Source organism: Labrys methylaminiphilus subsp. lupini (assembly GCF_051161885.1).
In the GTDB taxonomy this organism is placed as follows: domain Bacteria; phylum Pseudomonadota; class Alphaproteobacteria; order Rhizobiales; family Labraceae; genus Labrys.
Genome location: NZ_JBMDIH010000001.1, coordinates 824330 through 844388, shown reverse-complemented (window position 1 = coordinate 844388; position 20059 = coordinate 824330). Strand labels below are relative to the sequence as shown.

Sequence of the window (20059 nt, the reverse complement as noted above, 5' to 3'; positions counted from 1 at the left end):
CCCACAATGTTGCCGCCCCCATGGCGCCGTGCCATGTTAGCGTGGCCGCGACATGCACCAGCCCGGAATCGGGCCAGGAGACAGTGATGCTTATGCAAAGAACCCACGCATGCGTCGCCGCGGCGATGCTGTTTGCCGGAGGAACGCAGGCTGCAAACGCAGCAGAGGCCGTGCCGGCCACGTTGCAGCCGCCCGCCGGCTACACACTGGCCTTCACCGCCAAGGCCAAGGGCCTGCAGGTCTATACCAGCACGGCGGAAGCCGGCGCGGCGCCGAAATGGGTGCTTGAGGCCCCCGTGGCGGAGCTGGCGGCGCGACAGGGCGCTTTCCATCATTATGCCGGCCCCTCCTGGGAAGCCGCCGATGGCAGCAAGATCGTCCGCGACAAGGATACGCCGGTGGTGACGGTGCCGGCCAAGAAGGCCAGCGCCGATATCCCCTGGCTGCTCATCAAGGTGACGGCCGATCCGGCCGCCGGCGTGCTGAGCAATGTGGGTTATGTGCAGCGGATCGCGACCCATGGCGGCGTCGCCCCGGCCACGGCGCCCGTGCGAACCGGGACGAAAGTGGGCGTGCCCTATACCGCGACCTACGCGTTCTTCGCCAAGGCCAACTAAGCCGGCGACAGTGAACTCTGACCGATACGGGCAACTGCGCGCGTCATCCCCTCCCCACGGCCTTCTGCTGTGCCGGGGATGACAGGTCAACTCGGCGCCTCGATTTCAACCAGGCGTGACGAGGCGTCAGGAACGCCGCTTCAGCAGCTCCGCGAAGGTCGTGCGCTGCCGTGGCAGGACGAAAAGCACGGCCCCGCGCTTGTCCAGGCCGAAAGGATCACCCGCCACGCGCTCGACGACATGCCCCTGATAGAGGGCGATCCCCTCGCATTCCCAGTTGCCGCCATAGTTGAGCGTCAGCGGATTGTAGGTGTTGGCGCCGTATTGGAAGCAGATGTTGTCCTGGAAACCCGTGGTCGGATCGGCACCGACGAGACGCCAGCGGCCCTGCAGCACGATACCGTTGCCGGGATACCAGAGGGCGGTCCGGCCGTCCTTGCTCAGGAACTCGACCTGCGTGCCATGGGCGTCGAACGACATGTTGGTCGTGCCGCCCTGGAATTTCTTCTTGGTCTCCGCGCTCGGCGGCGTCGTGCTGTTGGCATTCGCTCCTATCAGGGGCGCACAGCCAGCAATCAAAGCCGACACCCCCAATACCAACATGAATTTCCGCAACATCGCCAGCCCCACGGTAAAGCACCAGCGAACACACCATGTTTTACTCGAAATTGAAACTATAGAGACAGCGCTCACTGTCTTTTATTTCGCGACATACCCGATTGACCCATATCACCCGTTTACCGGTGCTGCCCTCCCCCCATGTCGTGGAATGTGCAATGGCGAACTACGGCACGATTTACCCAGTATCGGTTTCGGTCCGCACTTGCCGGCCTATAGCGCCACCAGCGGCCAGAAGCTGATCTTTCTCGACCTGAGAAACGCGGATTCGCCCTGCATCGGGTCCATGTCGGTATAGGTGTTGCCCATCCGATCCTTGTTCCACAAATCGATGTGCCCGCCCCACATCGAGGTTTGCCCCTTGATGCTGAAATAATGCGTGAACAGGATGATGCCTTGTCGGCCTTCGACAAATTTGAACGCGGCAAGGCCGGGCATCGGTTCGGGCGAGAATGGGGGCTTTGCCTCCCAGACATAGGCCTTCCCCTTGGCCCAGGACCAGGTTGGGAAATCGTAGGGGTTCGAAAAATGATGCCGGTGATCGGCACCGGGAAGCTGGCATGACGATCCCCAACACCCCTTGAACGACACCCCGCTCAGATGCAGGGCCTCGCAGAGCCGGACGAAACACTGCATATTGCGCAGCGGAGCCTCGCCCTTGTTGCAGGGATAGTGCACGGCCCCGTTTGTCGGGCTCATCGGATGGTTGTTCCACATCTCCTGAAAGCTGCCGACATGCCGGCCGGGCGCAGCCGGCAAGACGAGCAGCTTCGGGTTCGCCTTGACGCTGATGGGCAGTGACGGAGCATAAGTGGCGCCCATCTTCCCTGCCTTGGAAACCCAATAGAAGGCATCCAGTTCGGTATCACCGGCGGACCTGCCGCAAATCTGGAAAAAGTACCGTCCGTGAGACTCGATCGGAACATTATCAGCCGCGACCTTCGCCATGTCGTAGACGTCGATATATTTCTTCTTGGTCACATCGCCCAGATGAACGCATTGCTGGCTGAAGGCGATGTCAGAGTTCCGTGCAATCACTCCCACTTCGACCATGGGCTGCAAATCGAACTTTTTCAGGCTGACGATCCGAGTTTCACCCACAGCCAGATCGACCCGATGCACTGGCTTGCCATGAATATCGACAAAATTATCCATGGAAATTCTCCGCGAGCCTGATCTTCGAACAACCCTGTGCGTTGAATTCGCTGCCTCGGTAGTTTTCCCCCGCAGGAATTCAACTTTGCTAGAACCGCGAATTACGACGACGATTACGGACGGTTGAGACGACGGTGCATTTCATTTACGGCGGCCGCTGACCGGCTGAACCCGGGATGCGGCCCAAATCCCCTGCAATGCCGCCGGTCCAGCTCAGCTTTTGCATTGGTTGTCCTGCACCGCGACACTCCGCCTGTATTGGGTGATCAGGCGATGGAACACCTTCGGAGGGTCTTCGTCCATTGCCCACAAGGACGGATCCGGCTGCGCCAGCACGGTGGTGCGAAGGACGGCGTCCCGCTGGTAATCCAACAAAAATTCCAGCTTGTCGCTCACCCGCATCGCATTGGGTCCGAAACCGCAGCTCTCATACAGGCTGTTTGCCGCGAGTATGGCGGTTGTATCCAGCAGATCCGTTCGCTGCATCAAGGGGTCAGCGCGCCCGCCCCGCGTGAATAAGGCATCCAGATACATGAAAGCTTCCGGGGAAAGCGAAGGTTTCGTTTTCAAGGCGTACAGGTACAAAGCCGCGAGATCGGTGCGTCGCAGCGGCAGGTCCCATTTGTCCCTCCCCTGCACCTCCTGAACGTCGCAGAGGACGCCGTCTCCCCAAGTGCGGCAATCCGTACCCGCGGTGTAGCCTTTCGATTGCAGCCATCCAAGGATCTGAGGGTGCACGACGTTCAGATCGGAAATACTCAAGGCAATCGTTCTTCTCTCGACTTCCGTATCGAACAGTTGCTTGGCCTGCTTGTCCTGGTCGTCTCTCCAGATTTTATATCCAGAGACACTGGATGACGCCAGAATAAGGAAAATAATTGCGCATTTGGCCCACAGAGGCGGCTTGTCCAGGATCGCTCCGATGAGACTAATGAGGAGGGTAAACAGCAACGCTGCATATTCCATTCCTACCTCCTCGTCTTCCTTTCCTGGGAATTACACAGGATTGAAGTATTTGAAATGACGGTCACGACTTGCCGATTTCGCCAGAAACTCGGGTCACGGGCCTGTCATGGCGCTGGTTTTGAGGATTGCAGAACCATACTGAAGGCCGAAGCCGTGACAGCCCCGTGAAAAGCCGCTCGGGAGCGCCAAAACAGTCATTGAAAACATCGCCCCGCGGTGCGTTACTTATCGGCGAACTATCCACGCCTGAAATACGCGACTTCGTAGCAGAAGGTCTCGCTCTGCATCGCATCCGTACGCGTCTATTGTGACTATCGATTTCGGCAAGCATCCCTTTTCCTGTCGTGAATTCTTGAATCCTTTTCACGCCGCGATGCAGTGCGAACCACGGAAGTAAAACCGCGCGACCATACCTATCCGCCTGAGATCTGCTGGCTCGTTGGGAGGGGCTGCCATGGCTGATTGCATCGTGATTTCGAAGGCGTCGCTTTTTCCGGATCCCGACGATTCCTCCATTGCGCTCGTCAGTCTCGCCGCGGGCGACCGGGTTTCGCAGCTGCGGGGGCTTTCGAGCTGGGCCAAGGTCTCGTACACCGACAAGGCCGTCCAGACCTATCTCGGCTGGCTCCACGCCGACATGCTGAAGATCGCGCAGGCGACGGCGTTCAAGCTCTATGACGAGCCTCTGGGCACGCCGAGGCCTGTAACGGGCAGCATCATCGAGGAACGCGCCCAGCTGCCGCCCTGGAAGAAGGTGCGGATCCGGCTGGAGGACGGCAGCGCCGCCGAAGGCTGGATCGATACCAACGACCTGCCGGCCGATGGCTCCGACGACGCCGACGAACAGCAGGCCGAGGGACCCGGTTTCGATACTGGCGACGAGCTCAGCCTGGGGCCGAACGAGGTCTATCGCGCGCCCCTCCTCAAGGCCCATGGCATTACCGACATCGACGCGGCCGCACTCGCTGCCCTCATCGATGCCGAGGCGGCCAAACTGCCGACCGGCCAGTGGAACGCCAACTCCAAGGCCGGCACCAGCAGCGCGGCCGGGCTCACGCAGTTCCTCGACAGCACCTGGACCTCGCATGCCACCAACAGGAAGACGCTGCTGAACCAGGTCTGCAAGGCCAAGGGCTTCGTCAGCGCCGCCAACGACATTGTAGCCGCGCGGAAGCAGGCCGTGCTCGACCTGCGCTTCGATCCGGAGCTGGCAATCGTGTCGGCGGCCGAATATGGCCTGTTCAATTTGAGCGCCCTGATCGCCGAAGGGCTTGTTGACGACCAGATCGGCGACGACGAGAAAGCCCGCTTCATCTATATCGCCCACCATGAAGGGCTCGGCGGCGCGCAGGCCTTCCTGAAGCAGACGCGGTCCTACACCTTCAGCGACCTGGTGACCCAGATCGGGCGCAGCAAGGCGCAGGCCTATGTCGATGCCGCCGGCGGCGACACCACGCGAGCCTACCGCGCCTGGCTGACCGACTATGTCGACGGCCATATCGTGCCCGCCAAGTTCCGGAAGAGCGGCACCGCCGCGGCGACGGGCGGCGGCACGACCTCGCTGTCGCAATTCGACGGCGCCACCATCCCGGTGGCCGAGCTCGGCGGCAAGACCAGCCTGGTCACGGCGATCCAATGGCGGCTGTCGGAACTGGGCTTCCTCGATCCGCCCGCCGATGGCAAGTTCGGCCCGGTCTCGCTCTGGGCCCTCAGCGAATTCTGCGACCTGAACGGTATCTCGCTTGGCGGCGGCTTCAGCAGCGCCATCGCCCGCCGGCTGCTCGAGCCGACGGCGCTCCTGCCCGAGATCACCACGACCGGAACCTGGTTCGACAAGGTCATCGCCTATATGAAGGCGCAGAAATACTTCATCTGCCGCCATCCCGACTGCCGGAACATCGCCTATCTCGAAGGATTGAACCCGGACGGCACGCTGAACGACGACAGGCACAATGTCTTCAACGACCTCCGGATCGTCTTCGCCATCGACAGGAACGGCCGCCCCGATTTCAAGGACGCGCTCTGGGAAGGCACCACCGAGCCGGGCGATTTCTGGACCGTTCATCCGATGAACCCCGGCGGGGCGGCCAGGATCGCCTTCAACCAGTACAAGGCCTGGGTCGTCGGCACCCACCATGCCGGCTCTCCGTCGGCCCATGAGGCCCTCGTCCAGGCAGAGCCCCTCAGCGTCTTCAGGGACCTCAACAAGGACTTCCAGCGCACCGGCGATCGCCTCGACACCGGCCTTTTCGCCATCAACCAGCATTGGGGCTATGACGCGCCGCAGGGCGATCTCGGCCGCACCAGCGCCGGCTGCCTCGTCGGCCGCACCAAGAACGGCCACCGCCAGTTCATGGCGCTGATCAAGGCCGATCCGCGCTATGGCGTGAACCGCGGCTATAAATTCGTGTCCGCCATCATGCCGGGCGACAAGGTGCTGCAAGTCGGGTGAGAGCGGATTTGATCGGTGGGCCTAACCGATCATCCCGACACCACCCTTGCTTTGCCCTCAATCGATCGCATGCGCCCGATGCGCCACCGTGGTGGCAAAGGCGCGGGCGCTGGCGGTGTACCATTCGGGCGGGTGCTTGGCGGCCAGCCCGGCGACCGAATGCACAGTGTCGGCCAGCACACGCTTGCCCGCGGTGCTCTTCGCCACGCTGAACCTATAGGAATGCCCCTCCTCATGATGGGCGATCACCACCTCGGTGCGGGATTTCGAAACGATGTCGAAGATATGAGCTGACATGAGCGCTTTCCCAGGATGATTATGATTGCGGTGACAGTTTACCCGATTGAGGTTCCGGCTCGCTTGCGAGGCCTGATGGCCCGCACTGTTTGCCGGCATAGTAGCATATTCACTGGGCTGTCACCGCAATGCCTTGGCCCGGTCTCAGGCCTGCGCGACCGTCTTTTCGATATACTTCCGGGTCTCGCTCGCCTCGTTGCGCAGCCATGCCGCGAAGCTCTGAAGTTGCGGCCGCTTGTCGATATCCTGGCGAAGCTTCAGCCGATAGGGATGTGGGGCAATCAGATGTTGCGACATCGCAAAAGGATTGACGACGAGCCCCTCTTCCAGGTCGCGCTGGACCAGGGACAGGCCACAGACCAGAAACCCCACGTTCTGGCGCACCGCCTCCAGGGCCAGTCGCATGTGTTGATAGCGCACGCCACGATCCGGACCACTCTCGCGATGTCCGAATGCCTGAAACCATTCCACCCATCCAGGCGGCCCCGATTCCTCCAGCTGCGCTTTCAGATGCAGGAGCGGCATGCCCTCCATCTGTATGCTCGGATCCCGGCCGGCGATGCGGCGCAGATTGTCCGGCCCCGAGAAGGGCAGAAAGACATCGCTGAACAAGGGCTCGTCGCGCCCATTGCCATAGCCGACGCGCACATCTGGCGCCCCGAGCCTGAGCGGCACATCGCCGGCTCCATTGATACAGAACAAGATGTTCGGATGGTCCTGCCGAAATGCGGGCAGGCGTGGCGCCAGCCAAAGCTCGGCCCAATCCGTGTCCGCCACGATCTGGATTTCGCTGACGCGTTGGAAATCCAGCGTTTCGGTCACACGCTCCAGCGCCGCGAACGCCACATGCAGATCACCCAGCGCATGGCTGAGTTCGGGGGTTGGCTGCAGTCCCGAGCGCCCCCGCATCAAGAGGTCGGCCCCTAGATAATCCTCCAGCGCCCGAATGCGCTGGCCCACCGCGGCCGGCGTGATGCCCAGGCGATCCGCCGCCGCCTTGAGCGAACCGGACCTGATCGCCAATTCGAGCGCCTGCAGCGACTTGAGATGCGTGGTGGCGGGCATTGCTAAAGATTATCTTTAGACGACAAAAGAACAAGCCTTGTTACTAAAGATTTTCTTTATCAGGCAAAAGAAATTGGCGCTTCCCGTCTCCCTGGCAAAGGCGCATCGTTGCTGGGAAATAAGCCCACAACAGCGAGGAAACAGACATGAAACGCTATGTGATTGAACGCGACATTCCGGGCATAGGGTCGTTCTCGGTAACCGAACTCTGCGGTGCGGCCCGCGCTTCGAACCAGGCGCTCGCGACGATCGGCCCCCGTGTCCAATGGCAGCATTCCTATGTTGCCGGTGAAAAGACCTTCTGCATCTACCTGGCCGAGAGCGAGGAAGAGATCAAAAGGCACAGTGAGCTCAGCGGCATTCCGTTCACGAAGATCACCGAGGTTTCACAGATCATCGATCCGTTGACCGCGAACAACTGAACGCCTCGCTTGGCAGGATTGAAGCAAGCGGCCCGCCGAAAAAGCCGCTTGCTTCGGCGCTGGTATTTTCGAAACTCGGCAAAACCGTCCCCGCCGCTCACCATGGCTTCCACCAGGGCTTCTTCACCTCACGGGGCTTGATGACGCCCTCGACCTTGGCGATCCGCTGCTGCGCATCGAAGGCAAGCCTGACCTCGGCGCCATCCGCCTCGCGCGTCGCGGATATCATCGCGGGCTCCGCTTTGACCGTGAACCCCTGCTGGCGCAGGAAACTCTCCGCCATCGCGCGATGATCGACCTCGAAATTGCTGACGACCTGCATCAGCACCGTGTTCACCCGCTCGGCTGCCACCGGCGCACGGATCGAAGCAGGCAGCTTCTCGAGCAGAAGGAAGAGTGCGCCGTCCTGATAGGGAGCCCGGTAGTAGCAGGATCTGTCTACCAGTGCCCCGCACAGCATGGCGAGCATGTGATCGGTGATGGTGCCGAGCCCGAATTTCGGTTCGACGAACTCCCTGATGCCGCGCTGATCGCCTATCTCCTTGATCCGCGTGCAGGCCTCGAGAACGGAGGCCGGCAGGCCGCTCTGGTGGTTGGCCCAGCCCCACAGCCAGCTATTGTCCTGCTCCGCGCTAGTCCCGAGAACCTGGATCGGAAAGGCGAGATCGCTGCCGAACGAGATCTTTCCCTGCCCGATGTCGACGTCCCACGAGCGGTCGCCGATCAGGTCACCGAGCGACAATTGCCGGGCGAATGCCGAGCCGGCTTCCGCGGAAAACAGGTCGTTCAAGGTAGGGGCCATGGTTACCGTCCCGGATTGCCGCGTGAATGCCCGACTGCCGATCGGGATGAATCGCGACACCGCATTTCTGCACCGGAGACACGACGAGGCAATGTCCAAGGGAACATTGCCGCCGCATCGTCCCGCCCTGAAGTTCGCCGCACCCGGCCCGCGGCGTTGAATCGCCGCCCGCATTTCAGCTACCCTCGCCCGGCCACCGCGGAGACCGGCCATGCGCTCGCTGTTCCACCTTGCCTATCACGTCATCGATCTCGACCAGGCCCGCCACTTCTATGGCGACGTGCTCGGTTGCGAGGAAGGACGCAGCACCCAGAGCTGGGTGGATTTCGACTTTTTCGGCCACCAGATTTCGCTGCATCTGGGCACGCCCTTCGCTACCAGCCGGACCGGCAAGGTCGGCGATCATTTGGTGCCGATGCCGCATCTGGGTGTGATCCTGCCCCTCGATGCCTGGCTGGACCTGGCCGCCCGGTTGGAGAAGGCCGGCATCGCCTTCGAGATCCCGCCGGTGATCCGCTTCCAGGGCGAACCGGGCGAGCAGCGCACCATGTTCTTCCGCGACCCGAGCGGAAATCCGATCGAGATCAAGGGCTTCAAGGATTTCGACGGCGTGTTCGCGCGATAGACTGGCCATACCAAATGCAACGGGCGCCCGATCCGGCGCCCGTCGTCACGCATCACTGACCAAACGGCCTACCAGACCGCCTGCACCTCCGGTGCCTTGCGTTTGAGATGCACTTGCTCGTCGACGTGGTCGACCCAGTCCAGCGGCACGAAATGATGCACGCCGTCGGGCGAGGTGTTCTTGGCGAGCCGGATCTGGTCGTCGCCGAGATCGTCGACCGTGCCGATATTCACGCCATCGGCGGTGATGACCTCCATGTTCTCGCGAATGTTACCCCCGCTCGGTTCGGGGGCGAGCAGCACGCCGTCCGGGGCCACGGCAGCGAAGCCCGGCCAGCCGCTCTGGCGCCATGTCTCGGCCCGCGCCGGCAGGTCGATCGAACCGTATTCCTCCAGGATCATCCTGGCGGTTTCGATCTGGTGGCTTTCGGCCTCGACCGTGAGCAGCGTGCCGCCGCGGCTCATGCCCTCGGTGTAGAGATAGCGCCGTTCGTCTGGAAAGAAGAAGTGCTTGAGCATCGCCCAGAAGCCGCCTTCGTCACGCCGGTGATCGTAGGAGGCACTGTCTTCCTCCCGGACATAGTCGGAATTCTCGTCTTTGGCGTTGAGCGTGATCTGGTCGCGGGCAAACCCGGCCGCCAGCAATTGCTCGAGCGCGGCTTGCGCGTCGGATCGATTGTCGTAGAAACCGGTGATGATCTCGGTCATGGCAGACTTCCTTTGCATCCGCCCGTGGAGTCCACGGGCCTAAAGCGTTTTGCGATGAGACGGAATCGCCCGGAATCGCAAAGACGCGTCGAAACAAGGAACCAGAGCAAACAAGCGTTCAGGCATGAACGCGCTTTGCTCTGGGGTGACAGGACGTTCCACTATGACAATGCCTGAGCAGCGCATGCGTTCCATAAAAAGCGCAAATCGGTGACGGCAAATGGTGGGTGGAGAGCCGGAATCCTCCACTTGCGGTCCGGTTTTGGCCGACATCGTACTCCCGATGACGAGACTATCGCTGCAACATTCGGTGCATCACCGGTCGCTGCTGCAGCTGCAAAATGGCCGGGATCACACCCTCCCTACGCCCGCACCGCCTCCACGACGCCCACGGCCGACTCGGTCGGCACCACCCGCGTCAGACGGAACCCGGCCTTGGCGAGAAGCTGCCGGTATTCCTCTTCCGTGCGCTCCTGGCCGCCGGGCAGTGTCAGCATCACCATGTCGAGCAGCTTGCCGGGATGGGGAGCATCGCCGGCGGGCAGCACCATCTCGACGAGCAGGAGCCGCCCGTCGGGCTGCATGGCCTTGTGGACATGGGCAAGAATGGCCAGGCACTGCGCCTCGCTCCAGTCATGGATGACGTGGGAGAGCACATAGGCATCGCCTCCCACGGGCACCGTCTCGAAGAAATCGCCGGCCTCGATCGTCACGCGCGCCCCCACGCCGCGCGCCTCGAGCAGGGCCGGCGCCTCGGCCACCACATAGGGCCGGTCGAACAGGACGCCGCGTGGCCCCGCATGTTGGGCCAGGATCGCCGCGAGCAAATTGCCGGTGGCCCCGCCCACGTCGACCACGGTGCGGAAGGGCGAGAAATCATAGGCTGCGGCGACGGCCGCCGGCTCCTGGCCATGCACGCCGACCATCGTCTCGCTGAACAGGGAAGCTTCGTCCGGGTGTCGCCCGAGATAGTCGAAAACCGGCATGCCATGTACTTTCTCGAAGGCGGTCTTGCCGGTCTGCAGCGAATAGATGATCTCATCGAGGGCTCCAAAGAACCAGGAACTGCCGAAGGTCAGCACCGTGGCCCTGGCCGCACCCGGCGCGCCGGTTTTGAGCGCCTCGCCCAGCTCCGTCAGAGCGAAGCGCTGGCCGGGATGTTCGCCGAGGACACCCAGGCTGGCAAGGCAGCGCATGAAGCGGTACAGCGAGGGCGCGTGGAGGCCGAGCGGACTTGCCAATTCGTCGGCGCTGCGCGGGCCGGCGGCGAGTTGATCGGCAAGGCCCAGTTTCGCCGCCGCCCAGACCATGCGCGCAACCCAGCTGCCCATTGCGATCTGGATCAGCTTGACATGCGGAGGAGGTTCCTGGACCGTCGGAGAAATCTGCTGGACTGAAGCTGGGCGCGTCTTGTCGTCCATGGCACCTCTCCCGAGCGGCTTGTAATGGACCAAGTCTGCAACCTAAAATAGCATGACCATCGATGCCTCGCACGGGAATGATGAAGTTGAATCATACCGCCGCATGGCTGGCCTCCGCCGAGCGCGCCCGGCACGGAAGCGTCGCGGGCAACGCTTCAACCCAAGCACGTTCCTCTTGTTCGAGCCACGGGCACGATCAAGAGGAATCTGCACGATATCAAACGCTTGCAGAATTTCCCGGCGAGGCCCACAGATGGATCTCTCCGGGCAATTCTGCTTGGCCAAAGCCTTCCGTTACCTCGGGGTTCTCTACGGCAATCGCGGAGGACACCGTCTCTCTTCCGCCAGTCCGCCTGCTCCAAAGTGGGCTCGAAGCTCTGGCTACGAATAGCCCTAGCGCGTTCCCGTTTTAAGCCAGGAAACGCGGAGGGAAAAACCGTTAGCGTACGAACAAAAATTACTGAACCACCCTTATGAAATATTATTTTCCGCAATACTACTTGGATGTACTCCCTCAATCCGGTTGACATTGCGAAAAGTGGGTATAGTCTTCCTGATCAACAGCCCTAATACAGGGAAGAATGGAAGTCGGGGATGTCAATCGTCAGCGTCATTACCGCCTCAGGTAGAGACCAGTGCGACTTTCGACCTTGATGACCAGATAAAACTTGAAATCTAAGGGAGGTTTTCGGACCTCCCTTTTTTATTGCCGTAAGGTTATCTCAAGCGCATCGCACCGAAAACTGGGTGCGGATTTTCGGCAAGAACGATGCGGCAGCGATAATCTACGGAGTCCATCTCTTCGCGCCTCGAAATCCGTCGAAGAACATCGTCCTTCCATGACAATGTTGACGCGGTGGTTTGGCTTGCAAGTCAGCCCGTGATGCGCCCCTTCCCCGCCATCAGCGTCACGCAGGTCGCCGTCAGCGCGACCATGGCGACATAGCCGATGGCGAGGGGGATCACTGTACCGTCGAACACCTGGCCGATCAGGATGCCGATGGCAGCGCCGGGCACCATCTGCAGGAAGCCCTGGGTCGAAGCCGCGGTGCCCGCCACCTCGCCGAGCGGCTCCATGGCCAGGGCGCCGAAATTCGACAGGATCATGCTGAAGACCAGGAACTGTACCGCGCTGAGCCCGAAGAACAGCCAGAGCGGCAGCGCCTGCAGCAAGGCGGCGACGAGGATGGCCAGGGCCGCCGCGCCGAACACCATGAGCGCGAGCCAGGACAGGAGCTGCATGCCGTAGCGGTTGACCAGTTGCGCATTCACCATGCCGCCCAGCGCCGAGCAGGCCGCGCCGCCCGCGAAGAACAGCGGAAACATCGCCTCGACACCGAAGACATCGCGATAGATCTGCTGGGAGGAATTGAGAAAGCCCATCAGCGCGCCGAACAACGCCGCCATGCCGATGATATAGGCGAGCGAGACCCGGTTGGCGAAGACAATGCCGAAGCCTTCGATCACGGCGCCGAAGCCGAGCGGGCGCTTGTGTTCGGGCTGCAGCGTCTCTGGCAGGCGCCACCACACCCAGGCGATGACGATCACCCCCCACCCGGCCATGAAGCCGAACAGGCCGCGCCAGTCCATCACCGTCATCAGGCCCTGGCCGAGCGAGGGCGCGAGGATGGGCGAGAGCATCAGCACGGTGAACACCAGCGACATGATCCTGGCCATCTGGTTGCCGGCGAAGACGTCGCGCACCAGCGCGGTAGAGATTACGGCGGAGGCTGCCGCGCCGCTGCCCTGGATGAAGCGCAGGGCCACCAGGGCATTGAAGTTCGAGGTGAAGAAGGCGCACAAGGCCGCTACACAATAGATGGAGAGCCCGACCAACAGCGGTCCGCGCCGGCCAAACCGGTCGGAGAGCGGCCCGAACACGAGCTGCAGCAGGCCGAAGCCGAGCAGATAGGCTGGAATCACCAATTGTCGCCGGTTGGGATCGGGCTCGCCGAGGCTGGCGCCGATCTGCTGCAGGCCGGGCAGCATGATGTCGATCGCGAAGGCGTTGACGGCAACGAGGCTGGCCACCAGCACGATGAATTCCGTGCGCCCGAGCTTGCCCACCACGGGCTCGTGGCTTGTCGTGTCGGTCATGATGGGATTCCTATGAACTGCTTTCATAGGATGATTCCAGGGGGCGCCGATAGGGCTTGGCGGCGGACCGGCAGCGTCCATCGGCGCCTTTACAGCCCGGCCAGCCGCGCCCTGCCCGCTTCGCTGATCGCCACCTTGGTGCGCTGCGTCCGCGCCTGGCGTTCCACCACGTCGAGCCAGCGTCCTTCCTCGGTGAGGTCATGTGCGGCGCGGATCACCAAGGCGTGCTCCACCTCGAACAGTCGCGCGAAGCTGCTTGTATCGTCGGCGATGTCCAGGGTCACGGCGGCGAGGATGACGCCATCGAGAGGCGAAAGACGCGGGTCGAGCCGGCGGATTGCCTCGATCGTCGCCATCAAATCCTCTTCCTCTTGGCTCATGCGGCCACCATCACCCGGCTCCTCAGGGAAACCAGCACCGATTTGGAGGTCGGCGTGTCGCTTTCCTCGCCGGCGCTCGACAGCGGCACCAGCACGTTCGCCTCGGGGTAGTAGCCCGCAATGCAGCCGCGCGGAATGTCGTAGGAGACCAGCCGGAAATTCTCGGCGACACGAATGATGCCATCGTCATGCTCGCCGACCAGATCGATGATCTCGCCGGGCACGGCACCGATGGCGGTGATGTCGTCGGGATGGATGAAGATCACCCGGCGCTCGCCCTTGATGCCGCGATAGCGGTCATCATGGCCGTAGATCGTGGTGTTGTACTGGTCGTGCGAGCGGAAGGTCTGTAATACGAAGACGCCTTGGCGCCCGCGAGCCTGCTGGAAGGCTGTCGCCTCCGGCAATGGGACGGCAGCGAAATTGGCGCGGCCGGTCGGCGTATTCCACTCGCGCTCGGCGGCGGCATTGCGCAGATGGAAGCCACGCGGCTTACGCACCCGCGCATTGTAGTCCTCGAAGCCGGGAATGGTGCGGGCGATCCTGTCGCGGATCAAATCGTGATTGTCGGCAAGCGCTGCCCAATCGACCTTGTGCGAGCCGACGGTCGCGGCGGCGATGCCGGCGACGATCGCGACTTCCGAGCGCAGCTCCTTGGAGGCCGGCGGGTTGATGCCACCCGAGCCGTGCACCATGCTCATCGAATCCTCGACCGTAACGATCTGGATCTTGCCCGCGCTGTTGCGGTCGACCTCTGTGCGGCCGAGGCAGGGCAATAGATAGGCGGCGCGCCCCGGCATCAGATGCGAATGGTTGAGCTTGGTGGCGATGTGGACGGTGAGGTCGCAGGCCCGGAGCGCCTTTTCCACCAGGGGCGAGTCCGGCGTGGCGCGGGCGAAATTGCCGCCGAGACCGATGAAAGCCTTGGCGCTGCCGTCGAGCATGGCGCCGATGGCGGCAAGCACGTTGTGGCCGTCGGCGCGCGGTGGCTCGAAGTCGAACTCGCGGGCGAGCGCGTCGAGAAAGGCGGCCGGTGGCTTCTCGTTGATGCCGACGGTGCGGTCCCCCTGCACATTGGAGTGCCCGCGCACCGGGCACAGCCCCGCGCCGGGACGGCCGACATGGCCGCGCAGCAGTAGGAAGTTGGTGATCTCCCGGATGGTCGCAACCGAATGGAGATGCTGCGTCACGCCCATGGCCCAGGTGCAGATCACCTTCTCGGCCGACAGGTAGATGTCGGCGGCCGTCTCGATCTCGACCTGCGTCAGGCCCGACTGGTCCTCGATCTCCTCCCAGCTCGTGGCCTCGACGGCGGCGCGGTAGGCGGCAAGGCCATGGGTGTGCTCGGCCAGGAAGGTTTCGTCCAACAGGGTCGGCCGGCCAGCGGCGCGCTCGGCGTCATCGCGGGCGAAGACGGTCTTGCCCATGCCGCGGAAGGCAGCCATGTCCCCGCCGAGGCGCGGCTGGAAATAGTCGCTGGCGACGGGTTTGGAGCCGCCACGCAGCATTTCGAGCTTGTCCTGTGGGTCGGCGAAGCGTTCGAGGCCCCGCTCGCGCACCGGGTTGAATACCACTACGCGGGCACCGCGCATCGCTGCGCGCCTGAGGTCGCCGAGCATGCGGGGATGGTTGGTGCCAGGGTTCTGGCCGACGACGAAGATGGCATCCGCCTCCTCGAAATCCTCGAGCAACACCGTGCCTTTGCCGACGCCGATGGCCTGGCGCAAGGCGACGCCGCTGGCCTCGTGGCACATGTTTGAGCAGTCCGGGAAATTGTTGGTGCCGTAGAACCGTACGAAGAGCTGGTAGAGGAAGGCGGCCTCGTTGCTGGCCCGGCCCGACGTATAGAACTCGGCCTGATCAGGATTGGCCAGTGCATTGAGATGGGCGCCGATCTCTTGGAAGGCCTCCTCCCAGGCGATCGCCTCGTAGCGGTCGCTGGCCTGGTCATAGCGCATCGGATGGGTCAGCCGGCCCTGGGCTTCCAGTTCGTAATCGCTCCAGCGGCTCAGCTCGGCGAGCGTATGCTCTCGGAAGAACACCGGCGTGGTGCGCTTGTCGGTCGCCTCCCAGGCCACGGCCTTGACGCCGTTCTCGCAGAACTCGAAGGAGGAACCATGCTCGGGATCACCCCAGGCGCAGCCCGGGCAGTCGAAACCATCGGGCTGGTTCGCCTTCAGCATGGTGCGCGCGCCCGTCAGCGGCGAACCACTCGCCAACAGATGCCGGCCGCAGCTCTTGAGCGCTCCCCAGCCACCGGCGGCCGCCTTGCGAAGTCCGGTCTTGGCTGTCTCGGTCTTCGTGGTCTCGTTCATGGAGGGCTCGCAACGATCTGAAAAACTGCCCTCGCGACATATGGACGATAGCCAGTTTTATCAAATCGAAATATTCTATCGTGCGATAGGATATTGCCCCCATTCAGTATTTATATGCAGTCTTGTTCATATTTATACGAATTACAAACTGCGTGACATGGGTCATTCCCAGTCATACTGCGCAATAACATGTCGCTATAGACGCATCGGCGATGCGAAAACGCGCTTCGTGCTCATTTCAAAGGCATCAACTCTCATTCCCTAAAGCAGATCTGCATGTATTGCATGGCGCCTCAGCGCCGGGCTCATACCGAGCCATAACGCAAATCATCTCCGGGAATGAGGTCAAACCGTTGCGCGAAAACTGGCAAAGGGATGCGCCGCTTAAAGCGCGCCCCGTTCAAGGTGCTTGCAGGCCATCGAACCGGAATTGCGCTACCTTATCGTTGAGGTCGCGGAGCCCCACACCTTACACAAATCCATTCACTTTCAAGTACCTTGCAAAGACCTTGAAAGAGATGCGCTTAAGGCGTAGCTGCCATCGGGGCCGTCGGCATTGGAGCGAGCTTGCGCAGATCCTCCGTCATGCCGGGCGCGAGCTCGCCATCGGCCTTGCCTTCGATGAGGTTGCGCTTGAGCAATTCCTGCTGCAGCACGACCCGGTATTCCCGCGGCCATTTGGCGAAATTGGCAAGGATGTCGTCGACGCTTCGCGGATCGCCGCCGACGGCGGCATCGCCCATCATGCGGGCGGCAGCGGCATAGTTCTGCGGCACGCCGAGCCCATCCAGATACATCAAGGCGAGTTGATAGGTGGCGTAGCTGTTATCGGCCTTCTGCGCCTTGCCGAACTCCTCCAGCGCATCCTTGACGTCCTGGCGCACGCCGTAGCCGGTCTTCAGCATCAAGGCGAGATGGATGCCGGTGTCTTCGGGACGCGACAGGCGGGCCTTGTCGAGCGCCGCCATGCCCTTGGCATAGTCCTTCGGCACGTTGAAGCCGAAGAGATACATGTAGCCGATCCAGACATTGGCGGCCTGGTCGCCGGACGCTGCGGCCTTGCTCAGTTCCCGTGTGACGCCAGCCTTGCCCCGCATGCGCTCGAAGGGCTCGACGAAGCCGCGCTTGAAGAAGAAGGAGCCGAGCGGCTGCTGCCAGGCCATGGTGAGGGAGATGGAGCTGTTGCCGTCCGGGTTGCTGGCTCCGCCGGCCCTGGCCTTGAACAGGCGGCCGGAGCTGATCCAGCCGCCCTGGCTGCCGGCAATGCCAGCCCGCAAATTCATGGCGAGCGCCTTGTCGTTCTGGCCGGCATCGGCGAGCGCATCGCCGAGCTGATGCATGAAGCGCCGCTCGCGCGGATATTGCTTGAGGGCCGCCTCGCAGGCCGCGACGATCTCCTTGGGCGAGGCCGTTCGGGTGCGCCGCATCACGGTGTCAGGATCGAGCGGCGCCGCCCCGATGCGATCACATTCGGTTTCAGGCGCGGGGATGCGCTCGCCGGCCGGCGGGGGCAGTGGATCGAGCTCGCTGACACCCAGAAGCTGCTTGAGCCTCTCCTCCGCCTCGCCGGCATCGCGAGAGTCGCGGAAACGGTCCCGGAATTCCTCGATCACCTCAGGCATGTCGACATCCTTGACCACTTGCCAGATGCGCGGATCGCTCATGCGCAGCATCGCACCGCTAGCGGCCCCGCCATTCTGGAACAGCGAGGGCGGCACCACCTGCGGCGTGAACTTGGTCTGCTTGCGCGGCGGTGGCTCGACGGGAGGCGGTGGTTCGGCCGGCGGCACCATCGCCACCTGCCCGCCTGTCGCAGGCGCCAGGGTGATGACGTCGCCGCCCAGCGAACCATTGAAGAAGGGCGTCTGCTGGCGGTCGGTGGCGCTGAGCACGTCGTCGCGCACCTTGCCGAGGGCGAGGCGGATGTCGAGGCCGGGCCGGGTGAGATAGCGCGCCAGCGCCTGCGCATAGGGGCTGTTGATGCCGTTGCCATCCAGCGCCACGCTGCCCTCACGGGCGGCATAGGCGACGAGCACATTGTCACCCTCCGGCTCCACCCGTGCCAGCCCCTTGCCGACGGAGCGCGTGCCGCGCGTGCGCGACATCTTGGCGAGGAAGGGATTGTTGCGGCAGGCATCGAGGATCACCAGCTTGAGCTGGCCGGCTCCATCCGTCGCCTCGACCACGCGCGACAGCGCCAGCGTCTCGTCCTGGACGTCGCGATCGCTGATCAGATGCGCATCGATCGGCACCAGATAGTTCTCGCCGCCGATCTCGATGCCGTGGCCGGAGAAATAGACCACCGCGATATCGGCATTCGACGCGCTCGCCTGGAAGCGCCGCAGCGCCGCGATCATGCCGGCACGGTCGGCGTCAACCACGGTATCGACCGCATCGAAGCCGGCCTTCTGGAGCGTCTCCTTCAACAGCCCGACATCGCGCCCGGGATTGGCGAGGCGCGCCACCTTGGCATAGTCGCTATTGCCGATCAGCAACGCCACGCGCCGGCCGGCAAGGGCGACCTCCGGCACGAAGGCCACGGCAAGGAAGAGCAACAGGGCAAGGCAGCGTTTCATCGGACAATCGGACCGTTCTGGAGACTCCATGGCCGCCAAAGGGCGGCGCGCCTATCTCCGATGGAACAATCGGGCACGAATGTCCATGGGCTGCGAACGATGAAAATTCTACCCAGCATGTTGCAGTGGGCTGACCTTATTTGGAGTGGTCCCGGGATCAGCCTCCAACAATGCCTATCCTTCATCCCCCCGTCATACCCCGGCCCTATCCACATCGGCAGTTTCGACTCGCATCAATTCCGGGGGCTACCATGATCCAGCGTCGCAATTTCCTGATCAGCGGGCTGCTGACCACCGTGATGGCGGCGGCGATGCGGCCGGCGCGGGCGGCCGAAAGCGTCACCCTGCCGGCACCGGACCCGAGCAAGCTTGCCACCGATGCCGGCTTCTGGTCTGGCGTTCGCGACCTCTATGACGTCGACCGCTCCACCGCCAATCTCGAAAACGGTTATTGGGGCATCATGGCCCGACCGGTGCTGGAGACCTATGTCGAGAACATCCAGCGCGTGAACCGCCAGAACACGCTCTATGCCCGCAAGTCCTTCGATGCCGACTTCGCCGCCGTGCGTGACCGCGTCGCCACCGCGCTCGGCGTCTCACCCGAGGAGATCGCCATCACCCGTGGCGCCACCGAGGCACTGCAGACACTGATAGCCGGCTACAACAAGCTCCAGCCCGGCGATACCGTGCTCTACGCCGACCTCGACTATGATTCCATGCAATACGCCATGGGCATGCTCGAGAGCCGCCGCGGCGTCACGGTCAAGACTTTCGCCATCCCAGAGCCGGCCACGCGCGAGGCCGTGCTGGAAACCTATCGCAAGGTGCTGGAGGAAACGCCCAAGGCGAAGCTCCTTTTGCTCACCCATCTGTCTCACCGCACCGGACTGGTGATGCCGGTGCGCGAGATCACGGCGATGGCGCGCGCCAAGGGCGTCGACGTCATCCTCGATGCCGCCCATAGCTGGGGCCAGTTGCCGCTCGACATGACCGATCTCGGCGTCGACTTCGCCGGCTTCAACCTGCACAAATGGATCGGCGCGCCGGTCGGGCTCGGCTTCCTCTATATCCACAAGGGCCGCCTTGCTGATATCGACACCCATATGGGCGACAAGGACTGGCCGGCCGAGGACATCCGCTCGCGCATCCACATCGGCACGCTCAATTTCGCCGCCGCGCTCACCATCCCGGCGGCGCTCGACCTGCACCAGTCGATCGGCGTCGCGGCCAAACATGCCAGGGTCAGCCATCTGCGCAATTACTGGGTCGAGCGCGTCGCCGGCATCGGCGCCATCGAGATCCTGACACCGAACGATCCGGCCCTGCATGCCGGCATCACCTCGTTCCGGATCAATGGCAAGGTGAGCAAGGAGGACAACACCGCCATCGTCACCCGGCTCAGGGACGAGTTCATGGTGCTCACCGTGCGTCGGGCCGGCGTGGCCGCCGGCCAATGCATCCGCGTCTCCCCGGCCGTCTACACCACCGAAGCCGAGCTCGACCGCCTCATCGCCGCCCTGACGGCCGTGGCCGCAGCCTGACGC

At 62.9% G+C, this 20059-nt stretch carries 17 protein-coding genes; 5 read left to right on the top strand and 12 right to left on the bottom strand.

Translation table 11 applies throughout. The annotated features are described in order from the left end of the window. The first annotated feature begins 86 nt into the window (after positions 1–86). Positions 87–617: a DUF3455 domain-containing protein gene (locus ACN6KF_RS03895; RefSeq protein WP_434955572.1), complete on the top strand. Its 531-nt coding sequence runs from the start codon at positions 87–89 to the stop codon at positions 615–617. 126 nt (positions 618–743) lie between these two features. On the opposite strand, the gene ACN6KF_RS03890 is transcribed toward ACN6KF_RS03895, so the two are convergent. The 3 genes from ACN6KF_RS03890 to ACN6KF_RS03880 all read right to left on the bottom strand — a co-directional run bounded on the left by ACN6KF_RS03890 (position 744) and on the right by ACN6KF_RS03880 (position 3356). After that, on the bottom strand, positions 744–1220 hold the full coding sequence (locus ACN6KF_RS03890) for a hypothetical protein (protein WP_434955571.1): 477 nt from the start codon (positions 1218–1220) through the stop codon (positions 744–746). Between the two features lie 228 nt (positions 1221–1448). Beyond that, positions 1449–2390 carry a T6SS effector amidase Tae4 family protein gene (locus ACN6KF_RS03885; protein WP_434955570.1) on the bottom strand — a complete coding sequence of 314 codons (942 nt, stop codon included), beginning with the start codon at positions 2388–2390 and terminating at the stop codon, positions 1449–1451. A 213-nt stretch (positions 2391–2603) separates the two neighbouring features. Then, positions 2604–3356: a hypothetical protein gene (locus ACN6KF_RS03880; protein ID WP_434955569.1), complete on the bottom strand. Its 753-nt coding sequence runs from the start codon at positions 3354–3356 to the stop codon at positions 2604–2606. A gap of 454 nt (positions 3357–3810) precedes the next feature. Between ACN6KF_RS03880 and ACN6KF_RS03875 the strand changes: the two genes are divergently transcribed. Beyond that, positions 3811–5808, top strand: a complete 1998-nt coding sequence (locus ACN6KF_RS03875; RefSeq protein ID WP_434955568.1) for a peptidoglycan-binding domain-containing protein — start codon at positions 3811–3813, stop codon at positions 5806–5808. 57 nt (positions 5809–5865) lie between these two features. Here the strand turns inward: ACN6KF_RS03875 and ACN6KF_RS03870 are convergent, their stop codons facing one another. Both ACN6KF_RS03870 and ACN6KF_RS03865 read right to left on the bottom strand, forming a co-directional pair. After that, positions 5866–6105, bottom strand: a complete 240-nt coding sequence (locus tag ACN6KF_RS03870) for a hypothetical protein (RefSeq protein WP_434955567.1) — start codon at positions 6103–6105, stop codon at positions 5866–5868. Positions 6106–6249: 144 nt separating this feature from the next. After that, complete coding sequence (locus ACN6KF_RS03865; protein WP_434955566.1) at positions 6250–7170, bottom strand: LysR family transcriptional regulator; 921 nt, start codon at positions 7168–7170, stop codon at positions 6250–6252. 146 nt (positions 7171–7316) lie between these two features. Between ACN6KF_RS03865 and ACN6KF_RS03860 the strand changes: the two genes are divergently transcribed. Beyond that, positions 7317–7592, top strand: coding sequence for a DUF4242 domain-containing protein (locus ACN6KF_RS03860; protein ID WP_434955565.1), 276 nt, complete (start codon positions 7317–7319; stop codon positions 7590–7592). 97 nt (positions 7593–7689) lie between these two features. Here ACN6KF_RS03860 and ACN6KF_RS03855 read toward each other — a convergent pair whose 3' ends face one another. After that, a complete protein-coding gene (locus ACN6KF_RS03855) occupies positions 7690–8394 on the bottom strand; it encodes a DUF6882 domain-containing protein (RefSeq protein WP_434955564.1) in 705 nt (234 codons plus the stop codon). Positions 8395–8605: 211 nt separating this feature from the next. Between ACN6KF_RS03855 and ACN6KF_RS03850 the strand changes: the two genes are divergently transcribed. After that, complete coding sequence (locus ACN6KF_RS03850) at positions 8606–9019, top strand: VOC family protein (protein ID WP_434955563.1); 414 nt, start codon at positions 8606–8608, stop codon at positions 9017–9019. A 68-nt stretch (positions 9020–9087) separates the two neighbouring features. Here the strand turns inward: ACN6KF_RS03850 and ACN6KF_RS03845 are convergent, their stop codons facing one another. The 6 genes from ACN6KF_RS03845 to ACN6KF_RS03820 all read right to left on the bottom strand — a co-directional run bounded on the left by ACN6KF_RS03845 (position 9088) and on the right by ACN6KF_RS03820 (position 18515). Next, entirely contained in the window at positions 9088–9726 is a 639-nt protein-coding gene (locus tag ACN6KF_RS03845; protein WP_434955562.1) for a DUF2171 domain-containing protein, read from the bottom strand. Between the two features lie 362 nt (positions 9727–10088). Beyond that, a complete protein-coding gene (locus ACN6KF_RS03840; RefSeq protein ID WP_434955561.1) occupies positions 10089–11147 on the bottom strand; it encodes a methyltransferase in 1059 nt (352 codons plus the stop codon). Between the two features lie 873 nt (positions 11148–12020). Then, positions 12021–13244 carry a multidrug effflux MFS transporter gene (locus tag ACN6KF_RS03835; RefSeq protein ID WP_434955560.1) on the bottom strand — a complete coding sequence of 408 codons (1224 nt, stop codon included), beginning with the start codon at positions 13242–13244 and terminating at the stop codon, positions 12021–12023. 89 nt (positions 13245–13333) lie between these two features. After that, positions 13334–13624: a hypothetical protein gene (locus tag ACN6KF_RS03830; protein WP_434955559.1), complete on the bottom strand. Its 291-nt coding sequence runs from the start codon at positions 13622–13624 to the stop codon at positions 13334–13336. Beyond that, a complete protein-coding gene (locus ACN6KF_RS03825; protein WP_434955558.1) occupies positions 13621–15939 on the bottom strand; it encodes an FdhF/YdeP family oxidoreductase in 2319 nt (772 codons plus the stop codon). The genes ACN6KF_RS03830 and ACN6KF_RS03825 overlap by 4 nt, the downstream gene beginning before the upstream one ends. Before the next feature lie 524 nt (positions 15940–16463). Next, positions 16464–18515 (bottom strand): caspase family protein, encoded by a 2052-nt coding sequence (locus ACN6KF_RS03820; protein WP_434955557.1) that lies wholly within the window; start codon positions 18513–18515, stop codon positions 16464–16466. Between the two features lie 251 nt (positions 18516–18766). Here ACN6KF_RS03820 and ACN6KF_RS03815 point away from each other — a divergent pair, with 251 nt between their 5' ends. Beyond that, positions 18767–20056, top strand: a complete 1290-nt coding sequence (locus ACN6KF_RS03815; RefSeq protein WP_434955556.1) for an aminotransferase class V-fold PLP-dependent enzyme — start codon at positions 18767–18769, stop codon at positions 20054–20056. The last annotated feature ends 3 nt before the right edge of the window (positions 20057–20059 follow it).

Coding starts and splice junctions, on each gene's coding strand:
- ACN6KF_RS03895 (WP_434955572.1), top strand. CDS start 87: ATGCTTATGCAAAGAACCCACGCATGCGTCGCCGCGGCGATGCTGTTT.
- ACN6KF_RS03890 (WP_434955571.1), bottom strand. CDS start 1,220: ATGTTGGTATTGGGGGTGTCGGCTTTGATTGCTGGCTGTGCGCCCCTG.
- ACN6KF_RS03850 (WP_434955563.1), top strand. CDS start 8,606: ATGCGCTCGCTGTTCCACCTTGCCTATCACGTCATCGATCTCGACCAG.
- ACN6KF_RS03840 (WP_434955561.1), bottom strand. CDS start 11,147: ATGGACGACAAGACGCGCCCAGCTTCAGTCCAGCAGATTTCTCCGACG.
- ACN6KF_RS03865 (WP_434955566.1), bottom strand. CDS start 7,170: ATGCCCGCCACCACGCATCTCAAGTCGCTGCAGGCGCTCGAATTGGCG.
- ACN6KF_RS03875 (WP_434955568.1), top strand. CDS start 3,811: ATGGCTGATTGCATCGTGATTTCGAAGGCGTCGCTTTTTCCGGATCCC.
- ACN6KF_RS03815 (WP_434955556.1), top strand. CDS start 18,767: ATGATCCAGCGTCGCAATTTCCTGATCAGCGGGCTGCTGACCACCGTG.
- ACN6KF_RS03880 (WP_434955569.1), bottom strand. CDS start 3,356: ATGGAATATGCAGCGTTGCTGTTTACCCTCCTCATTAGTCTCATCGGA.
- ACN6KF_RS03825 (WP_434955558.1), bottom strand. CDS start 15,939: ATGAACGAGACCACGAAGACCGAGACAGCCAAGACCGGACTTCGCAAG.
- ACN6KF_RS03860 (WP_434955565.1), top strand. CDS start 7,317: ATGAAACGCTATGTGATTGAACGCGACATTCCGGGCATAGGGTCGTTC.
- ACN6KF_RS03830 (WP_434955559.1), bottom strand. CDS start 13,624: ATGAGCCAAGAGGAAGAGGATTTGATGGCGACGATCGAGGCAATCCGC.
- ACN6KF_RS03820 (WP_434955557.1), bottom strand. CDS start 18,515: ATGAAACGCTGCCTTGCCCTGTTGCTCTTCCTTGCCGTGGCCTTCGTG.
- ACN6KF_RS03885 (WP_434955570.1), bottom strand. CDS start 2,390: ATGGATAATTTTGTCGATATTCATGGCAAGCCAGTGCATCGGGTCGAT.
- ACN6KF_RS03855 (WP_434955564.1), bottom strand. CDS start 8,394: ATGGCCCCTACCTTGAACGACCTGTTTTCCGCGGAAGCCGGCTCGGCA.
- ACN6KF_RS03835 (WP_434955560.1), bottom strand. CDS start 13,244: ATGACCGACACGACAAGCCACGAGCCCGTGGTGGGCAAGCTCGGGCGC.
- ACN6KF_RS03870 (WP_434955567.1), bottom strand. CDS start 6,105: ATGTCAGCTCATATCTTCGACATCGTTTCGAAATCCCGCACCGAGGTG.
- ACN6KF_RS03845 (WP_434955562.1), bottom strand. CDS start 9,726: ATGACCGAGATCATCACCGGTTTCTACGACAATCGATCCGACGCGCAA.